We start from the raw sequence: 18,892 nt of genomic DNA on the forward strand, positions 1-18,892 counted from the left end.
GCACGACGAAAGCCAGCAACGATATGACTCCGCGCATCCTCGTGGTCGATGACGACCAGGCGCTCGCTGAAATGATCGGCATCGTTCTCCGGAGCGAAGGCTTCGAGCCGGAATTCAGCGCGGACGGGTCGCACGCGCTCGACGCCTTCGCGAGCTTCCACCCGGATCTGGTGCTGCTCGACGTCATGCTCCCGGGGCTCGACGGCATCGAAGTCTGCCGTCGCATCCGCGCCGACTCGGGGACCCCGATCATCATGCTGACCGCGCGCGGCGACACCACCGATGTCGTCTCGGGGTTGGAGAGCGGCGCCGACGACTACGTGGTGAAGCCGTTCAACCCGAAGGAGCTCATCGCCCGCATCCGGACCCGGCTCCGCCCGGCCGCGACGGACTCCTCCGTGCTCACGGTTGGCGACCTCACGGTCGATGTCCCCGGACACGAGGTCCGGCGTGGCGACCAGACGATCGCCCTGACGCCGCTCGAGTTCGACCTGTTGCGCGCGCTCGCCGAGAAGCCAAGCCAGGTCTTCACCCGGGAGATGCTGCTCGAGCAAGTCTGGGGCTACCACTACAAGGCCGACACGCGCCTCGTCAACGTTCACGTGCAGCGCCTCCGCGCAAAGGTCGAGCACGACCCGGACAACCCGCGCATCGTGACCACGGTGCGCGGTGTCGGATACCGGGCTGGGGCGCAGGCCTGACCATGCCGCTGCCGCCCGTCGGCGCCGCCCGACCGTCATCGTCGATGACGGTGCGCGAGGTGTGGATGCGTGCGTCGCGGACAACTCGACGCGTTCTGCGGTCGATCGCATTCCTGTGGCGGCGCTCGCTCATGTTCCGCGCCGTCGCGATCACGGTGATCACCTCGGGCCTTGCGGTGTCGGTCATCGGGGTCGCGGTGATGGCGAGCATCTCGAGCAATGTGTACGGGCAGCGTCGCGATCAGATCCAATCGGAGTCCGAACGCGCGACCGTCGTCGCGCAGAACATCTTCGACGCCGCGACCGCTGCCGAGGACAACAATCAAGCCCAGCTCGAAACGCTCCAGAACGAGGCGCAGCAGGCCATCCTCTCGACGACGACGAGTCCGGGCGGCACCATGCTCGCGATCCTCCGGACACCCGGGCAGTCGACTGCTCAAACGCTGCAGAACATCGCCACGCCGAACTTTCCCGACGCGGTCATCACGCCCGCGATGCGCAGCGCTGTCGCGAAGAACAGCGGCCATCTCAGCCTCCAGCCCGTCGCGCTCGATGACAGCGGCAAACGTGAGCCGGGGCTCGCAGTCGGGTCGACCCTCCAGATACCGAGCGCTGGCCAGTACGAGCTGTATCTCGTGTACGACTTGAGCGACGCCCAGAAGACGCTCGATTTCGTCTCGCAGACGCTGACCGTCGGGGGAGTCGCCCTCATCGTGCTCATCGCGCTCGTGACCTCGCTCGTCGTGCGACTCGTGGTCGTTCCCGTCCGCGCCGCAGCCGAGACGAGCCGGAAGATCGCTGCCGGCCGACTCGAGGAGCGCATCCCCGTCCGCGGAGAGGACGATCTCGCCATCCTCGCAACGAACTTCAACGACATGGCCGACGTCATGGGTCGGCAGATCACCCAGCTCGCCGAGCTGTCGCGCCTGCAGCAGCGATTCGTGTCCGACGTGTCCCACGAGCTCCGGACGCCCTTGACCACGATCAGACTCGCCGGCGACGTCATCTACGACGCGCGCCACGCATTCGAGCCCTCGATCGCGCGCTCCGCGGAACTCCTGCACGCGCAGATCGAACGCTTCGAACTGCTGCTCGCAGACCTGCTCGAGATCTCGCGATATGACGCACGCGCCGTCGCGCTCGAAACGGAGGCTGTGGTCCCCGCCGCGCTCGCCGCGGACCTCGTGGACGAATACCGGCCCCTCGCCCAGCGTGCCGGCAGCCTGCTTGAACTTGCAACGCCTGGTGGTCACGTGGAGATGCAGCTCGACGGCCGACGGATTCGCCGGATCCTCCGCAACCTCGTCGGCAACGCGATCGAGCATGGAGAGGGGCGACCGGTGCAGGTCGTCGTCGACAGCGACCCGGACACCGTGGCGATCGCCGTGCGCGATCACGGCGTCGGCATGCCGCCCGAGGACGTCGAGCGCGTCTTCGATCGTTTCTGGCGCGCCGATCCGAGCCGGAAGCGAACGATCGGCGGCACGGGTCTCGGCCTGGCGATCAGTCTCGAGGACGCGCACCTGCACAAAGGCACCATCGGAGTGTGGTCCCGAAAAGGCGAGGGGTCGGTGTTCGTGCTGACCCTGCCGCGACACGGCGGTGTGCCCGAGACGGTTTCCGCCATTCCGCTGCCCGCGCCGGGCGAGCCGCTCGAGGGCCCGAACCTCGCGATTCTCGGGGGGCGACGATGAAGGGGGTGCGCCTCCGGCGCATGCTCGCGGCCGTGGTGGCGCTGCTCATGGTGGTCGTCGTCACCGGCTGCGCCGCCATTCCGACGGGCGGGGGCGTTCGCGTCGGCGGCAAGATTCAGGAGCAGGCGCCGCCGGGGGTCGACTATCGACCGAACGGGCCGACGGAGAACGCCGACCAAGCCACGATCCTCCGGGAGTTCATCGATGCCGCCACGGGCGACCAGGACAACTATGCGATCGCCCGGGAGTTTCTGAGCAAGCGGTTCGCGCAGCGGTGGAACCCGCGGCAGAGCGTGATGATCCGATCCGGGACGGGCACGATCGGGCGGATCGACGACAGCCACTACACCTACACGATGACGGCAAGCGCGACGGTCGATGCCAACGGGGAATACACGCCGTCCGTGCGACCCGCGTTCACGACGCTGTCGTTCCAGTTCGTGAAAGAGGGCGGGCAGTGGCGCATCAGCTACGCGCCGGACGGCATCGTGCTCTCGCCGGTGAGCTTCGCGAGTGTGTTCCAGGCGCACCCGCTGTACTTCTACGATCCGACGCACAAGTACCTGGTGCCGGATGAGCGGTGGTTCCTCGCCCGGTCGAGTACGAGCACGCGCATCGTGAGTGCGCTCCTCGACGGACCGAGCCCCTGGCTGAAGGGGGCGGTGGTGTCCGCGTTCCCCGAGGGCACGCAGCTGTCACTCAATGCGGTCACGACCGCGAACGGGACCGCCCAGGTCGACCTCACGAGTGACGCACTGAAGGCGACTGCAACCGAGAAGGCCTGGATGCGCGAGCAGCTCGCGCAGAGTCTGTCGTCGGTGGCGTCGATCTCCTCGGTCGACATCACGGTGGAAGGCACCTCTCTCGCGATCCCGCCGGCGAGCGGCGCCGCGCCACTCCGAGATCCGGACGTCGATCCGCGGCCCGTCGTCGCGGCCCGGCAGACCGTCGGATTCGCCACGCCGGGCACCGCGCAGTTGGCGACCGTGCCGAACATCGGAGCGAAGATCGCAGCCCTCGATCCGACCGCGATCGAGCTGACGCAGAACGACGGCTCGGCGGCCGTCCTCACGGCGGCCGGGGCGTACTTCGTCCGTGCGAGTACCTCGCTGCCCCTCAGGGTGGACGCGCGCCCGAATCTCATCGCGCCGTCGATCGACGAGGACGGGTACCTCTGGTCGGGGGAGTCGACGGATCCGACGTCGATCATCGCGTTCGATGCGAACGGCGGCCAGCATCCGATCGCGTCCTCGTTGCCGTCCGGGACGCTTGTCGCGTTCGCGGTGTCGCGGGACTCGAGTCGGGCGCTCGCACTCTTGAACACGTCGAATGGCGCTGCGCTCTATGTGATGGGCATCGTTCGAAACACAGCGCGACAGCCGACCGCGCTCACGACGCCCATCCGCGTCCAGGTGGCCTCCGGCACCCCGCTCGACGCGGCGTGGCAGAGCGATCTCAGCATTGCCTCCATCGGGCAGACGCAGGCGGGCGTCTCCGTCGTGTCGGCGACGATCGGTGGCGACTCCTCGACGCTACCGAAGCCGGCGGGTACGGCGACGACGGTGACTGGCGGCAGCTCCGACTCGATCCTGCTCCGGATGTCCGATGGTTCGGTGCTCGCGCAGAGCGGCGGCGGTTGGGACAGCACCGGCATCACCGCCGACGTACTGGCGACGCAGCGGTAGCTGCCAGGGCATTCGCGTCTTCCGCTCCTCCACCGCGGGGGAGGCCCGCCCCGCCTCCACAAGCGGCCCCCCGTCGTCCCCGCCCCGCCCTGGTCGGGAGCATGCTCCCGGCATGACGATGAGGATCTTGGACCGACGCAGCCCGCAGCGAGCGGCGCTGCGCAACGCAGTGCTCGACGCGCTCGCGCTGATCCTGCCGGTCGACTGTGTCGGATGCGGCGCGCCGGACCGAGCGCTGTGCGACGGCTGCCGTCGACGGCTCAGCCAGGCGCCCGGTCACGTCCGGCTCGTGGCCGGCGTTCGCTGCGACGCCCCCTTCGAATACGTCGGCCTGCCGCGGAGCATCATGCTCGCGATCAAGATCCGGAGCCAGACCGAGCTCCTGCCGCTCCTCGCCGCGCCGACCGCACAGCGCATCGAGCGTGCGCTCGCGGAGCATCCGGACGCGCGGATCGTCCGCGTGCCGGGCACTCGTGCCGGGTTCCTGCGCCGTGGCTTCGACCCGGTCGAGCTGCTGGTCCGGCGTGTGCGCTCGCCGGGGCGTTCGCCGGGGCGGTCGCGACTCGCTCGATCCGCACCGTTGCTCCGTCGGCGGCGCGGATCGGGTACTTCGCGTGGCCAGAAGTCACGATCGGCGGTCGAACGCGTCGAGGCGACGGTCGGCACGCTCCGGGCAGACCATATTCGCGGTATCGCCGGGTCGCGGGTGATTCTTGTGGACGACGTGATCACCACCGGGGTGACGCTCGCTGAGGCCGTCCGCGCGGTTCGAGCGGCGGGCGGCACCATCGTGCGATGTGTGGCGATGGCGAGCGTGGTGGAGTGATCGGGGACGCCTGCGAACCAGGCACGCTGCAGGGCGAACGCGTGTCGCACGACCGGCTCGCTCGAGAAATCTCACCCCCTTCGCGTGATTACGGGCTACGCTCGCCCGCAAGGCGTCAGGAGATCGCCGGATGGAGGCGACGCGCCGAGTCTGGATGGGAGCCGCCATGGACGTGACGATCACGGGCAGGAACGTCGGTATCACCGATCGATTCCGGAGCTACGTCGAGGAGAAATCCGCGAAGATCGACGCGCTCGCCGATCGGGCGCTCGCATTCGAAATCCGCGTCAGTCGACACCATGAGAAATCCGGTGGTAACCCGGGTGACGACCGTGTAGAACTGACGCTCGTCGGACCAGGACCGCTTGTCCGGGCGGAGTCGACCGCGTCCGACAAGTACGCCGCCTTCGACCTCGCGTTTGCCCGCATCATGGAGCGGCTGCGGCGCGCGAAGGACCGCAAGAAGGTTCACCGCGGTCGGCACCGTCCGACATCGGTCGCCGAGGCGGCCGGGCGGTCCTTCGCCGATATGGGCGTCGTTCCGGCAGACGGCGGTCTCATCGAGACGGTCGCGACCGGTGCGATCCCCGTCGTGCCAGCGGCCGAGGAGCAGGACGATGATGTCTACTGCCCGGTCGTCATCCGACGCAAGGTGTTCTCCGCGAACCCGATGACCGTCGATGACGCGCTCTACTTCATGGAGCTCGTCGGGCACGATTTCTACCTGTTCACCGACTCCGAGACCGGTCGCCCCAGCGTCGTGTATCGGCGCAAGGGTTGGGACTACGGGGTCATCGCGATCGACGAACCGGGAGCCGACGCCTCCGGGGTCGCTTCGGAGCAGGACGAGTCGAGCATCGCTCGGCCTGACGCTCTGCGGGTCTCGGCCTGAGGTTCAGAGCGTCACGGCCTGAGGTACAGCGCGTCACGGCCTGACGCTCTGCGGGCCTCGACCTGGCCCTCGGTGCTGGGATGTCCGGTCCGACCGTTCGATCGGTCGGACATCCCAGCACGACGCCACCCCCGGGATCGCTCGCAATCGCCCACCAGGCCGGATTCGCTCTCAGGCGGACCGCTTCTGCGGTTGCTAGCATTGCTCGTCGATCAGCGCGGGCGGGAATCCGACCGGATCGAAACGACGCCTCGCGCTCGACGACCGCATAAGGAGTACGCGTGACCAACGTGCTGGAGAGAGTCCTCCGCATCGGTGAGGGTCGCACCCTTCGCCGTCTGAAGGCCTATGCCGACGCGATCAACGAGCTCGAAGACGACTTCGCCAGCCTCACGGACGACGATCTCCTCAACGAGACCGCCGAACTCCGCGAGCGGTATGCGAGCGGCGAGTCGCTCGACGACCTGCTCCCCGAGGCCTTCTCGGCAGTTCGAGAAGCATCGAAGCGCACGCTCGGCATGCGCCACTTCGACGTCCAGCTCATGGGTGGCGCGGCGCTGCATCTCGGCAACATCGCCGAGATGAAGACCGGTGAGGGCAAGACCCTCGTCGCCACGACGGCGGCGTATCTCAACGCCATTCCGTCTCGCGGCGTGCACGTCATCACGGTCAACGACTTCCTCGCCTCGTACCAGTCCGAGCTGATGGGGCGTGTGTTCCGAGCGCTCGGCATGACCACCGGCTGCATTCTCGCCGGGCAGACCCCGGCCGAGCGCCGCGAGCAGTACGCGGCAGACATCACGTACGGTACGAACAACGAGTTCGGGTTCGACTACCTGCGCGACAACATGGCGCTGCACACCTCCGAGATGGTGCAGCGCGGCCACTTCTTCGCCATCGTCGACGAGGTCGACTCGATCCTCATCGACGAGGCCCGCACGCCACTCATCATCTCCGGCCCGTCCTCGGGGGAGGCGAACCGGTGGTTCATGGAATTCGCGGCCATTGCCTCCCGGCTGATCCCCGGTGAGGACTACGAGGTCGACGAGAAGAAGCGCACTGTCGGTGTGCTGGAGCCCGGGATCGCGAAGGTCGAGGACTATCTCGGCATCGACAACCTGTACGAGTCGGCGAATACCCCGCTGATCTCGTTCCTCAACAACGCCATCAAGGCGGTCTCGCTGTTCAAGCGCGATAAGGACTACGTCGTCATGAACGGCGAAGTGCTCATCGTCGACGAGCACACCGGCCGCATCCTGATGGGCCGCCGCTACAACGAGGGCATCCACCAGGCGATCGAGGCGAAAGAGGGCGTCGAGGTCAAGGCCGAGAACCAGACGCTCGCCACGATCACGCTGCAGAACTACTTCCGGCTGTACCAAAAGCTCTCCGGCATGACCGGTACCGCTGAGACCGAAGCCGCCGAGTTCATGTCGACCTACAAGCTCGGTGTCGTCGCAATTCCGACGAACAAGCCGATGCAGCGCATCGACCAGACCGACCTCGTGTACAAGAACGAGCAGGCGAAGTTCGAGCAGGTCGCGAACGATATCGAGCAGCGCCACGAGAAGGGCCAGCCCGTCCTCGTCGGTACCACCTCCGTTGAGAAGTCCGAGTACCTGTCGAAGCTGCTCGCGAAACGCGGCGTCAAGCACGAGGTCCTCAACGCCAAGAACCACGCCCGAGAGGCAGCGATCGTAGCGCAAGCGGGCCGCCTTGGCGCTGTGACCGTTGCCACGAACATGGCGGGCCGTGGAACGGACATCATGCTGGGCGGAAACGCCGAGTTCCTCGCCGTCCAGGAGATGCACGCGAAGGGGCTCTCGCCGTCCGAGACACCGGACGAGTACGAGGCCGAGTGGGACGCCGTCTTCGATCGCATGAAGGCCGAAGTCGAGCTCGAAGCGGAGAAGGTTCGCGACGCCGGCGGCCTGTACGTCCTCGGCACCGAGCGGCACGAGTCGCGGCGTATCGACAATCAGCTCCGCGGTCGTTCGGGCCGTCAGGGCGACCCGGGCGAAAGCCGGTTCTACCTGTCGCTCACCGACGACCTCATGCGACTGTTCAACTCCGGTGCCGCAGAGAGCCTCATGGGGCGGTCGAACATTCCGGACGACCTCGCCATCGAGAACAAGCTCGTCGGTCGCGCGATCCGTTCCGCGCAGGCCCAGGTCGAGGCGCGCAACGCCGAGATCCGCAAGAACGTTCTCAAATACGATGACGTCCTCAGCCGGCAGCGTGAGGCGATTTACAGCGACCGTCGGCACATCCTCGAGGGCGACGACCTGCAGGACCGCGCGCAGCAGTTCCTGGAGAGCGTCGTCGACGCGATCATCGACACTCACACGTCCGACGGCTCGCCCGACGACTGGGATCTGGACGCGATGTGGACCGAACTGCGGACGCTGTACCCGATCTCGATCACCATCGACGAGGTCATCACCGAAGCCGGCTCGCGTGGCAAGGCGTCGCGTGAGTTCCTCGGCCGCGAGATCCTCTCCGACGCACGTCTGGCGTACGAACGTCGCGAGGAGATGCTCGGCGACGAAGCCATGCGCGAGCTCGAGCGTCGCGTCGTGCTCTCCGTCATCGATCGGCGTTGGCGCGATCACCTCTACGAGATGGACTACCTGAAGGACGGCATCGGGCTGCGGGCGATGGCCCAGCGCGATCCGCTCGTCGAGTATCAGCGCGAAGGATTTGCGCTGTTCCAGAGCATGATGGGGCAGATTCGCGAAGAGTCGATCGGGTACCTCTTCAACCTCGAGGTGCAGGTTCAGACCGACGGCGAGAACGCGATCATCCAGGCCAAGGGCCTCGGCGAGGACGAACCGGGGGTCTCGGGCCTCGAGTACTCGGCTCCCTCGATCGACGGTGAGGTCGAGGTTCGGGACCAGCGCGGACGCCTCGAGCAGGCAGCGACCGCGCTCGCCCAACGGCAGCAGGCCGAGCAAGAGGAGGCGCAGGTGCCGAGCGCACCGGAACGCGGCGCAGCCTTCGGAGCCGCAGCCACAGCCTCCGGACAAGAGGCGATCGCGACGAACCGAGCGGCACGCCGCGCAGCAAAACGCTGAGGCGCAGTCTCACCGAGTCACGGCCCGTTTCCGCGCCCCGCGGACGGGCCGTGATGCTGTTTCGGCAAGACGCGGGCACGCGCCCGTCCCAGCGGAGTAGTCGGGGCGGGGAACGCCGAGCACTCCGGGCGATGCAGGGGGCGATTCGGGTCGGGTGTTTCGGGCGATGCAGCAGGCGGTTCGGGCGCTCCGGGCGATTCGGGCGTACTCCGCCGACGCTCGGCCAGGGTCAGAGGACGTGAATGGCGCTGGCGCGCCAGCGCTGGTCGCGCCCGAGTTCCATCCGAACCGCGACCGCGCGCACGCGGGGTCGCTGGTGGACGACCACTGAGACCTCGACAACCCCGGCGGCAGGCCGGCACGAGCGGACGGTGCCGACGCTGAGCATCGGCCTTGACGCGGTGCGTCGACGGACGGAGCGACCGCGCGCGGCGATGACGATGCGCCGTTCGAGATGTCGCTGCACATCGTCAGTGATCCACCGAGCGATCGTCTCGAGGTCGCGAGCGCCGCAGATGATCTCGATCGCGCAGAGCGCGAGATCGCGCGCGGTCGCGGCGGGATCGGGAGGCGCCTCCGAGCGCGGCATCGGGCGCTGTGGAGACCCCTGACCCGGTGTGGGAGCCGGCTCAGGGAGCGCGCTGGTGTGAGGCAAGATGATTCTCCGGTCCTGGTGACGGGCGCCACCGATCGCCGGTCGATGCTAGTAAAGTATGAAATGCAGGATGTTGTTTCGCACACAACCCTGTGGATGACCGGCGTCCGGGCGCCTCACGCCCCGACCTAGACTTGACAGGTGCCGACCCTCAGTGAACTTGTCATCGCCCAAGGTCGCTCCTGCGACGCAGATGTCGAATGGCTGCATCTGCTGGTGGGGGATTGGCAGTTGCTCGCCGACCTGTCGTTCGCGGACATCGTGCTGTGGGTGCCGTCGGCGGACGGTTCGTTCGTTGCCGTCGCGCACGCGCGTCCGTCGTCAGCGGCGACCCTGTTCTATCGGGACATCATCGGTCAGCATGCCCGTGAAGAGTGGCTCGACCAGATCACCCGGTGCTTCAACGACAGTGCCATCGTCGACTCGGCGGAGCCCGACTGGTACGAGGACACACCCACGCGGGTTCGCGCGATCCCAGTGCTGCGGCGGCTCACCGCGTCCAGCACCAAGACGACCGACGGCCCGATCGCAGTAGTCACCCGCCACTCCAACGTCGACGAGCTCCGGACCCCGAGTCGCCAGGAGTTGACCTTCAACACCTCCGCGAATGACCTCTTCGGCATGATCGCCGTCGGCGACTTCCCTGACCTCGGAGCGCCAGCGGGCCCGCGTCGAGGAGCGCCGCGCGCATCGGACGGGCTGCTACGGCTCGACGTCGACGGGGTCGTGACGTTCGCGAGTCCCAACGGGCTGAGCGCATTCAATCGGATGGGCTTCGACGGGGAGCTCGAGCGGCGGTCGCTGGCGGAGGTGACGACGGACCTCCTGGGCGCCCAGCTCGAGGTGGACGAATCGCTGCCGCTCGTGGTGACCGGGCGTGCGCCATGGCGGGCGGATATCGATGCGCGGGGCGTGACGGTGACCCTCCGATCGATCCCGCTCCGCGACCACGGGCAGCGGATCGGCGCGATCGTGCTCTGCCGCGATGTCACCGAGATGCGGCATCAGGAGCGCGAACTCATCACGAAAGACGCCACCATCCGAGAGATTCACCACCGCGTGAAGAACAACCTGCAGACGGTGGCATCGTTGCTGCGGATCCAGGCGCGACGGACCCATTCCGATGAGGCTCGGGACGCCCTCCAGCAGGCGATGCGGCGTGTCGCGGCGATCGCCGTCGTGCACGACACCCTCTCGACCGGACTCAGTCAGAACGTCGACTTCGATGACGTGTTCGACAGCGTTCTGAAGCTCGTGACCGAGGTCGCGGCAAGCCACAACACGACCGTGCACCCGAAGAAGACGGGCGAGTTCGGGGTGCTCCCCTCGGAGGCGGCGACGCCGCTGGCGCTCGGACTCACGGAGCTCGTGACGAACGCCGTCGAGCACGGACTCGACGGCCGCGACGGCGAGGTCGAGATTGTCGCGCACCGGTTCGATGACCACCTTGAGGTGGAGGTCCGCGACAACGGCCGCGGTCTGCCCGAGGGACAGGTCGGCTCCGGACTCGGAACGCAGATCGTGCGCACCCTCATCCAAGGCGAGCTCGGCGGCACCATCGACTGGCACACGCTCGTCGGCAGCGGCACCGAGGTGACGATCTTCATCCCGTTCCGCTGGCTCACGGCCGCGGCCTGAGGGTTGCGGGTCTGCGGTGCGCTCGCTGATCCTGACAGCGGCAACGAGGAAGCGCCCGCCAATCCGTGTGGATGCGGCGGGCGCTTCGTGGTTCGGGTGTATTCGACGCGCTCGTTGCGAGCGCTCGTCCGTGCGGCTCCCTAGGAGGCGCGGCGCGCGCGGGCTGCGCGCCGCTTGAGTGCGCGGCGCTCGTCTTCGCTGAGGCCGCCCCAGACACCGGAGTCCTGGGAGGTCTCGAGTGCGTACTGGAGGCAGGTCTCGGTCACGGTGCAGCGGGCGCACACCGACTTCGCCTTCTCGATCTGGTCCACTGCGGGACCAGTGTTGCCGACCGGGAAGAAGAGCTCCGGGTCCGCGGTGAGGCAGGCTGCCTTGTCACGCCAATCCATGGCTGATGCTCCTTATGAGTGATTCATTCGGTCGCGGCCGCAGTGGGGGACGTGGGCTTCTCGTGCAGCGTACATGGGCGAACCAAAGCTCGCCGTGAACTCGAGCGCTGCACATCGCAGCGCGTCGAACCTCGGGGTGGAGGAATCACTCGAGAGAGTCACATCCCGCCTCGGGACTCGGGGGAGAGACCGACTGCGGGGGACACTCACCTCTTCGTGGCGTCCGAACGACCGTCAAACATCGTTCCATACTGGTATCCCCAAATCAAGGGTTTCAGACTGGAGGAACGCTGTGTCGAACACCCCCAACCCGGCATACGAATCGCCTGATCGGAGCGCGATTCGCACGCCGGCCGCGCTGGGGCTCCTGGTGATCCTCGTGCTCGAGCTCCTCGCGCTCGTCGCGGTCACGCTCGTCCTGATCGTCGATGTGTTCGCCGGAGGCGCATCGAGCGAATCGGGGGGCATCGCGCTTGCGATCCTCGCATTGATCACCACGCTCTGGGTGGCGTTCATGTGCATCGGACTCGTGCGGGCCCGACCCTGGGTGCGCAGCGGCATCGTGGTGTGGGAGTTCATCCTCGTCGCGATCGGCATCGGCGCGTTCCAAGGCGTCTTCCGGGTCCCGTCGATCGGGTGGGCGCTGCTCATCCCCGCTGTGATTGCGCTCGTCCTCGTGTTCTTGCCACCGGTGACGCGCCTCCTGGCTCGCGATCCGGAGCGCGACCGCGAGCCGGAGGAGTGAGCGGACTCAGTCGAGCCCGAGCTTCTTCCGGAGGCTGGCGACGTGTCCGGTCGCTTTGACGTTGTACAGGGGGAGCGACACGACGCCATCGGCGTCGACCACGATCGTCGAGCGGATCGTGCCGGTGACGACCTTGCCGTAGTTGTTCTTCTCGCCGTATGCGCCGTAGGCCTTGTGCACGGCGAGATCGGGGTCGCTGAGCAGCGGGAACGTGAGCGACTGCTCCTCCTTGAAGCGCTGGAGCGCAGGCAGTTCGTCCTTCGAGACGCCGAGCACCTCGTAGCCCGCGGCCTGGAGGCTCGACATGCTGTCCCGAAAATCGCATGCCTCCGTCGTGCAGCCGGGGGTCGACGCGGCGGGGTAGAAGTAGACGATCACGTTGCGGCCGCGAAGGTCGTGCAGGCTGTGCTCGGTGCCGTTCTCATCGGGCAGGGTGAAGTCCGGGGCGGTGTCGCCGGCGGCAAGACGATCGGTCATCTGCGGAGCTCCTTCAGCGGTGAGATCTGTCGCGGTACCGCCCGTCCGGGCGGCCGCTCATCCCATGCTATTGTTGTCTCCCGTTGCGGCTCGGGTCCGAATCTTCGACTGTGCGGCGACGTACGCGCCTCTAGCTCAATCGGCAGAGCAACTGACTCTTAATCAGTGGGTTCTGGGTTCAAGTCCCAGGGGGCGCACTTCGGGGTGGTCGGAGTATTGCGGAATTTCGGTTGGTAAATTCCCGACATAGGCCACCTGACACCGATCAGGGTCGCCCGAGCGGCGCACGTTGGCTCTGGGACGGCACGTCGCCGCTGTCGCGGAGGGGGTGGGGAACGCAAAAATGCCCCCGGCCCGGAATCGAGCAGGGGGCATCGGCGGCGGAGCAGCGTGGCTCCGTCGGAGGTGGGGTTGTGTTCTGTTGTGCGGAGGCGGGTCGCGGTTAGACGACCAGTCTGAGTTCTTCGAGTTCGGCGAGTCTGTTGAACGGGTTCCGGAGGTCGTGTTCGTCGACGGTGAGACGATCAAGGCCGGGTTCGAACAGGGCAGCGCTGGTCGCGTTTTTGCGGTTGAGGGTTCGCATCGCGAGCCGGAGCTTGAGCCAGTCGAGGATTCGGGAGAGGTTCGCGGTCGCTGCGGCCATCGCGCCAGCGAGCTCGATGATCCAGGGTCCGCGCATGCGTCGCTTCATCGGCACGGCGAGGGCGGCGCGGTCTGCGTCTTTGAGGCAGGAGTTGCCGTTTTCGATGTTGTTCCGCTTGCCGAACCATGCTTTCCACGCCGCGGATTTGTACTCGAGGTCCTGGCCGTACTTGATGTGGTTTTGGTGTGTCTTGCCGTGTTCATCGTTGAGCACGCCGGGAATCTTCACGGTCTTCGGGAGGGCGACGGACACCATCGCTCCGACGCGTTCGTCATACACTTCCGGGTCGTTGAACTCGGGGTAGGTGTATTGGCGGGCGCAGGTGAGGTCGTAGCCGCTGCGCGGCTTGAGGCGGTACTTCTTTTTCTCTTCGCGTTGGGCGCGGAGGAGCGCGTGCGCTTCAGCGATCTTCTGTTTCTTCTCCTCGGCCGGGAGGTTCTCAACCGCTTCGCGGAAGTCGCGGTAGGTCTTCTCGGCTTCGATGAGGGCGGTGGGCATGAAGCCGAGATACCAGTTGCCGGTGACCATGATGAGGTCGTGGACCCCGTTGGGGCTTTTGTAGAACGCCTGCTGGGTGAGTTCGAAGTCCTCGTTCTTGTAGTCCATGACGACCTTGACGCCCGCTTGGGCGAGGGGCCGCTGAAGGTCCTCGGGTTTCGCGCCGGGGAAGTAGGCGCGGTCGGCGATCAGGGTGCTGATCGTGTGACCACGGTGCTTCGCTGATTCCCAGAGGAACCGTCCGTGACCGGCAAGACCGCCCGGGAGGTGTCCGCTGGTGGAGAGGAACAGGCGCGGGTACGCGACTTCGGTTTCGTTCGGGTCGGCGGTCATGACCAGGAATTCCAGCTCCCAGCCGAATGCGGACAGTCCTCTCGGGTTGTCGTCAGGACCGTGGCTGCCCTGGCGGCCGTACCAACCGCAGTCGTAGTTCGTGGATACCTTGTCGCCGGGTTTGATGTTCTTCGCGGATTTCTGCTTTCCCGACACCTCGATGAAGGTCGCATCCATCGCCGCTGCGCCGCGGAATCGTCGCTTTACTTCGCGGGGTAGGAACGCGATCGATCCCTCGATGATGAGGTTGGTCAGTTCGAGCATCCGCTGGTGGCGTTTGGCCATTTCCGCCTTGTCGCGGCGGCCAACGGCGGCGGCGCGTTCTGCTTCCGTGATCCGTCGGCGGCGTTTCCCGGGATGACGGTCGGTGAGTGCCCGCAGTCGGAAGATGGCCTCCCAGATGCGGTGATACATCGTGTCCTGGTGCGGGGTGAACTCGGTGATGCCGAGCGCGAGCCGCTGCGCCGTGGTCAGCGCCATCGCGACCTCGGCCATGTGTTTGATGCTGACGCTGTGCCGGGCGCGCATGGTGACGAACGCGAGCATGAGAACGCTGGTCTCGCTCAGCTGCGCTTTCCGTCCGCGGGTGGAGTGCTGGTCTTCTTGCTTCCACGCCTCGATGCGGTCCTGAACCGCGGCTCGGCTGAATAGGAGCACGGTTTCGTGCACGGCGAGCTCGTTCGGGACGACCTGGCCGAGGCGGATGTGCTTGGACATCGACATGCCCCAGCTGTCCGACATCCACTGTTCGGCTTTCTCGAAGTCGTGATACTTCGGCTTCGCCTCGGTCATCGGACGACCTCCACCACGAGCCGCGCGGACGGGCCGAGGACGATGCCCGGTGGGGTGGCGAGCGGAGAGTTCAGGGTGTGCTGTGTGCGCATGCCTGCTCTATGCCGCGAGGGTTTGGGGTGCTGAGATCGGAAGCAGTACGACCCCGCGCGGAGCGCGTCGGAGTCGTTCGACTCACCTGCCTCAGACCCCAACTGGTGGGTTCGCGCCGAGGGTCCAGCGACGGTGTGGGCGGCTTCGCCGGAGCCGGGCCGGTGCGACACCGGCGGGAGCGCGCGGTGCGGGTTCGGCTCAGTCATCGGGGTGGGCGCTATCAGGTGGCTGTTTCGCTGCAGACCGGCATCGAACAGGAATGGCGCGGCAGGAAGCAACGGTAACGATCCGCGGCGTCGGAGTGGTCCTGTTTCTGGCCCCAACTCCTCGCATGTGCGGCACGGCACGGATTCTTGCCGGCGTCCGCCCATAGGGATCCCGAGACCGAGATGCGGTCTCGGGAAGGATCCCCATGCCCGGCCGCGTTCCCACGCTCACCGACCTGCACGCCACCTACAGCGCCCTCGCCGCCCAGCCGATTGGCACCCTGACCGCTGAACAGCGGCGGAGCGTCTCGTTCTACCTCGCCGACATCGGCGCCGACGAGGCCCCGGAACCGCTCGTCGCGCAGTGGGTGAGTGCACTGCACCGCCTCGACCGGTTCATGCGGGAGACCCGTCGGTTGCCGCGTGCGGATTCCGTCCGTCCCCGGCCCCGCACCCGGGAGCAGCACCTCGTGGACTGGCTGGCCTACCAACGCCGGCCCCAGGTCCGTCGAGCGCTCTGCGACTATCAGCTCCGGCGGCTGGAAACGCTCCCCGGATTCCGGTGGGCGCCGCAGGACGACACCTGGCATGCAACCTTCGACGCGCATCAGCGGTTCTGGGAGCGGCATGGCCACGCCCCCTCGAGACGGTCGACGGATGCCCGGGAAGCGGCGCTGGGACGATGGGTCGCCCATCAGCGGGCGAATCACCGAAGCGGCATCCTCCTCCCCGAACGAGAACAGCTCCTCCGGGCGGCCAGCTACCGCGTCCTCTAAGAGACAGGCAGAGCTGGGCCTGCTCCCTCCCGCAGGAGCCGGCGGAGATGCCGCCGATGCTCAGGCGTGTCAAGCGTTGGGACGTGGACCAGCATCGAAAGGAGATGACTCGCCTTCGACAGACCAGCCGCGCGCATCAGCGCGGCCGGGTCTGTCTGCGCGGCTAAGTGTGTGACGAGCCACGTTGCTCGCAACCGGGTCGGCATCGGAGTTGGTTCGCTGCCTCGGTCGCTCTGCCGGATGAACCCGGTCACGATGTTCGACGTTGCTGGGTCCCGGGTCGGCGATCCGAACGCCCAAACATCTGCCGCGAGATCCTCGACCGCATTCAGGAGGAGATACTCCCACCCTTTGAGCAGCGGCACCTGTCGTGGCCTGGAGCCCGGCACGGAGACCACGACGCCGTGCTCGTCGACGTGCAGGTCACGGCGACGCAGATGCTGCACTTCATACGGGTCAAGTCCCGCGCCCGCGGTGAGGGCGAGGAGGATGCTGGCGTCGCGGCGCTTCTTCCGCGTCGACTGACCCAGCGCCCACGACCGCAACAACTCCAACTCCAGTTCCGTGTGCGGGACGCTGACCGGCTGATCGTTCAAAGCATCGAACGACACTGCAGCCTGCCGGGGGAGGACCACCTCGGAGATCCGCAGCAGTACCGAGCGGTAGTCCCGCCGCGTCTTGTCCGCGAGATCGCTGCCGGCGATGAACCGGCGAATCATCACCGGGTGAAACACCACCGCAGCATCCGCCGGATACCCGTTCACCGTGACCATCCAGTCCACGAACGCCGTGACCGGCACTAGCAGCCGCGCGGCGAGGTATCGGCACGCGGGCGCTATCAGCGCGACCGCGTCCTCCGCTAACGGCCGCGCCACAGCCCACCGCTCGCCAGGGAGACCCTTCGGCCGGTACTTTGCGAACGCGACCTGCACATCCGGACGCAACCGTGACACCAATGAGCGAACATCCTCGGTGCCCTCCGGAGTGCCGAGCATCGCCAGGTCGGCGTCGAGCGGCAGCGGCTCCCAACACCGCGTGTGCGTGCAACCCTCAACACGCCCCGGACGAGAAAAATCCCGCCCGTACGGAAGTCCCATCGGCTTGCCTCCACCATCATCCGACGTTGTTGCTACCACCACGCATGCCGGCTGAACCTCAACGGCCCGTTCCTCCGCATCTCGGAACAGCTGCCGGGATTCAATGCCCTTACGAATCTCCACACAACGGTCTATGCCGCGAACGAGACGGACGCTGGAGACCCTCGCTAAGGAGCCAGTTGTTTCTTGGCCGCAGTGCTGGGCGGCGGCGTCGAGCCGTGATCGTCACTGAGCAGCGCATCGCGACCCGGCAGGCGCTGATCGACTGGCGCGGGAACCGATACTCCGTCCCACCGGAGCTCGCCGCGGCGAGAGTCGTCGTTCAACAGCGGCTCGGCGGAGACGTGATCGACATCGCCACCGTCTCCGGCGGGTTCGTCGCCCGGCATCGGGTCGGCGAACCCGGCCTCGGGGTCACGATCCGCGACGCCGGGCACGTCACCGCGCTCGAAGCGATCTGAGGAATGTCAGCGGGTTCGGGGGGACTGCAGCAGACCCGAACGGTGTGTGCGCGGGATGAGCGGAGGCTTCTGCGCTAGTTGTTGTGGGTCATGACGTTGTTGACGCTGGCGGGGTGTGAAGAAGCGGGCCCGTTGCCGGTTGGATTGGGAGTGCTACCCACCCATCCCGACCGCAAGGACCCGCTTCGTGACCCACCGTAACGCTCCGCTGTCCGTCGAGGGCCGCCGACGCCTGATTGACCGCTGCCGCACCCGCCCCATCAGCCATGTCGCCCAGGAGATGGGCATCAGCCGGGCGTGCGCGTCGAAGTGGGTGAACCGGTGGCGAGCCCACGGCGACCTCGGCCTGGAGGATCGTTCCAGCGCACCGGGATCCTCGCCGGCCGCGACACCGCCAGCGCTCGTGGACCGGATCGAGCAGCTGCGCCGTGACGGCAAGCAATCCGCGCGCCGCATCGTGCTCGAGCTCGCCGCGGACGAGATCACGATCTCGGTGCGGACGCTCACGCGCGTGTTGGACCGGCTCGGGTTGAACCGCCGTCGTCACATCGATCCCGACGGCGACTCGAACCGTGCTCCGCGGAAGATCGTGGCCCGGTATCCGGGGCACATGGTGCATCTGGACGTGAAGAAGGTCGGCCGGATCCCCGACGGCGGCGGCTGGCGGGTCCACGGCCGCGGATCCGACCAGCACCGCGCATCCGGCAGAGCACGCACGAAGGACCGTTCCATCCGCTCCCCGCGTCCGGGCTATGTGTTCTTGCACTCCGCCGTCGACGGCCACTCCAGGCTGGCCTATACGGAGCACCTGCCCGACGAGAAAGCGTCGACCACGATCGGGTTCTTCCACCGAGCACGAGCGTTCTTCACGGCGCACGGCATCGTCCGGCTGACCCGGGTCGTGACCGACAACGGCTCGAACTTCCGTGCCGACGCGTTCCACGCCGTGATCCTCGCGCACGCGGCCCGGCATCAGCGGACCAGGCCATACACGCCCCGCCACAACGGCAAGGTCGAGCGCTACAACCGGATCCTCGCCGAGGAGTTCCTCTACGCCCGAACTTTCACCTCGGAACAGCAGCGAGCCGACGCTCTGCAGGTCTGGAACGTGCATTACAACTACCATCGGCCACACACCGCCACCGGCAACCAGCCGCCCGCGAGCAAACTCCGCACCGGCGTCACCAACGTCATGGCCTCATACAGCTAGTCGGCAC

16 protein-coding genes and 1 tRNA gene are annotated in these 18,892 nt (G+C 67.0%); 12 read left to right on the forward strand and 5 right to left on the reverse strand.

Annotated elements, in window-relative coordinates; all coding sequences use genetic code 11:
- Nucleotides 1-23: 23 nt before the first annotated feature.
- The 6 genes from mtrA to secA all read left to right on the forward strand — a co-directional run bounded on the left by mtrA (nucleotide 24) and on the right by secA (nucleotide 8,872).
- Complete coding sequence (mtrA, locus tag CAM01S_RS02605; protein WP_066515919.1) at nucleotides 24-701, forward strand: MtrAB system response regulator MtrA; 678 nt, start codon at nucleotides 24-26, stop codon at nucleotides 699-701.
- Between the two features lie 2 nt (nucleotides 702-703).
- Entirely contained in the window at nucleotides 704-2,395 is a 1,692-nt protein-coding gene (mtrB, locus tag CAM01S_RS02610; RefSeq protein WP_083527661.1) for an MtrAB system histidine kinase MtrB, read from the forward strand.
- Nucleotides 2,392-4,080, forward strand: a complete 1,689-nt coding sequence (locus CAM01S_RS02615) for an LpqB family beta-propeller domain-containing protein (RefSeq protein WP_083527662.1) — start codon at nucleotides 2,392-2,394, stop codon at nucleotides 4,078-4,080. The genes mtrB and CAM01S_RS02615 overlap by 4 nt, the downstream gene beginning before the upstream one ends.
- Nucleotides 4,081-4,192: 112 nt before the next feature.
- Nucleotides 4,193-4,906, forward strand: coding sequence for a phosphoribosyltransferase family protein (locus CAM01S_RS02620; protein ID WP_169795813.1), 714 nt, complete (start codon nucleotides 4,193-4,195; stop codon nucleotides 4,904-4,906).
- 166 nt (nucleotides 4,907-5,072) lie between these two features.
- On the forward strand, nucleotides 5,073-5,798 hold the full coding sequence (gene hpf, locus CAM01S_RS02625; RefSeq protein WP_066516749.1) for a ribosome hibernation-promoting factor, HPF/YfiA family: 726 nt from the start codon (nucleotides 5,073-5,075) through the stop codon (nucleotides 5,796-5,798).
- Nucleotides 5,799-6,079: 281 nt separating this feature from the next.
- Nucleotides 6,080-8,872: a preprotein translocase subunit SecA gene (gene secA, locus CAM01S_RS02630; RefSeq protein WP_066515929.1), complete on the forward strand. Its 2,793-nt coding sequence runs from the start codon at nucleotides 6,080-6,082 to the stop codon at nucleotides 8,870-8,872.
- 229 nt (nucleotides 8,873-9,101) lie between these two features.
- Here the strand turns inward: secA and CAM01S_RS02635 are convergent, their stop codons facing one another.
- Entirely contained in the window at nucleotides 9,102-9,461 is a 360-nt protein-coding gene (locus CAM01S_RS02635; protein WP_066515936.1) for an Rv3235 family protein, read from the reverse strand.
- A gap of 207 nt (nucleotides 9,462-9,668) precedes the next feature.
- Between CAM01S_RS02635 and CAM01S_RS02640 the strand changes: the two genes are divergently transcribed.
- On the forward strand, nucleotides 9,669-11,165 hold the full coding sequence (locus CAM01S_RS02640) for a sensor histidine kinase (protein ID WP_066515938.1): 1,497 nt from the start codon (nucleotides 9,669-9,671) through the stop codon (nucleotides 11,163-11,165).
- A gap of 140 nt (nucleotides 11,166-11,305) precedes the next feature.
- Here CAM01S_RS02640 and CAM01S_RS02645 read toward each other — a convergent pair whose 3' ends face one another.
- Nucleotides 11,306-11,554, reverse strand: coding sequence for a WhiB family transcriptional regulator (locus tag CAM01S_RS02645; protein ID WP_066515941.1), 249 nt, complete (start codon nucleotides 11,552-11,554; stop codon nucleotides 11,306-11,308).
- A gap of 292 nt (nucleotides 11,555-11,846) precedes the next feature.
- Here CAM01S_RS02645 and CAM01S_RS02650 point away from each other — a divergent pair, with 292 nt between their 5' ends.
- Entirely contained in the window at nucleotides 11,847-12,299 is a 453-nt protein-coding gene (locus tag CAM01S_RS02650; RefSeq protein WP_066515943.1) for a hypothetical protein, read from the forward strand.
- Nucleotides 12,300-12,305: 6 nt separating this feature from the next.
- Here CAM01S_RS02650 and bcp read toward each other — a convergent pair whose 3' ends face one another.
- Nucleotides 12,306-12,776, reverse strand: a complete 471-nt coding sequence (gene bcp / locus CAM01S_RS02655) for a thioredoxin-dependent thiol peroxidase (RefSeq protein WP_066515945.1) — start codon at nucleotides 12,774-12,776, stop codon at nucleotides 12,306-12,308.
- 124 nt (nucleotides 12,777-12,900) lie between these two features.
- Here bcp and CAM01S_RS02660 point away from each other — a divergent pair.
- Nucleotides 12,901-12,973 (forward strand) — tRNA-Lys (locus CAM01S_RS02660).
- 245 nt (nucleotides 12,974-13,218) lie between these two features.
- Here CAM01S_RS02660 and CAM01S_RS02665 read toward each other — a convergent pair.
- Entirely contained in the window at nucleotides 13,219-15,042 is a 1,824-nt protein-coding gene (locus CAM01S_RS02665) for a hypothetical protein (protein ID WP_066515952.1), read from the reverse strand.
- A 505-nt stretch (nucleotides 15,043-15,547) separates the two neighbouring features.
- Here CAM01S_RS02665 and CAM01S_RS02670 point away from each other — a divergent pair.
- Nucleotides 15,548-16,117: a helicase associated domain-containing protein gene (locus tag CAM01S_RS02670; protein ID WP_066515954.1), complete on the forward strand. Its 570-nt coding sequence runs from the start codon at nucleotides 15,548-15,550 to the stop codon at nucleotides 16,115-16,117.
- Here the strand turns inward: CAM01S_RS02670 and CAM01S_RS02675 are convergent.
- Complete coding sequence (locus tag CAM01S_RS02675) at nucleotides 16,114-17,070, reverse strand: hypothetical protein (RefSeq protein WP_157071359.1); 957 nt, start codon at nucleotides 17,068-17,070, stop codon at nucleotides 16,114-16,116. The two genes, CAM01S_RS02670 and CAM01S_RS02675, sit on opposite strands and share 4 nt — an antisense overlap.
- A gap of 362 nt (nucleotides 17,071-17,432) precedes the next feature.
- Between CAM01S_RS02675 and CAM01S_RS02680 the strand changes: the two genes are divergently transcribed.
- Nucleotides 17,433-17,675 carry a Mu transposase domain-containing protein gene (locus tag CAM01S_RS02680; RefSeq protein ID WP_066515965.1) on the forward strand — a complete coding sequence of 81 codons (243 nt, stop codon included), beginning with the start codon at nucleotides 17,433-17,435 and terminating at the stop codon, nucleotides 17,673-17,675.
- Nucleotides 17,676-17,862: 187 nt separating this feature from the next.
- A complete protein-coding gene (locus tag CAM01S_RS02685) occupies nucleotides 17,863-18,885 on the forward strand; it encodes an IS481 family transposase (protein WP_066515967.1) in 1,023 nt (340 codons plus the stop codon).
- Nucleotides 18,886-18,892 lie beyond the last annotated feature (7 nt).

This window comes from Curtobacterium ammoniigenes NBRC 101786 (assembly GCF_001571045.1).
GTDB lineage: Bacteria > Actinomycetota > Actinomycetes > Actinomycetales > Microbacteriaceae > Curtobacterium > Curtobacterium ammoniigenes.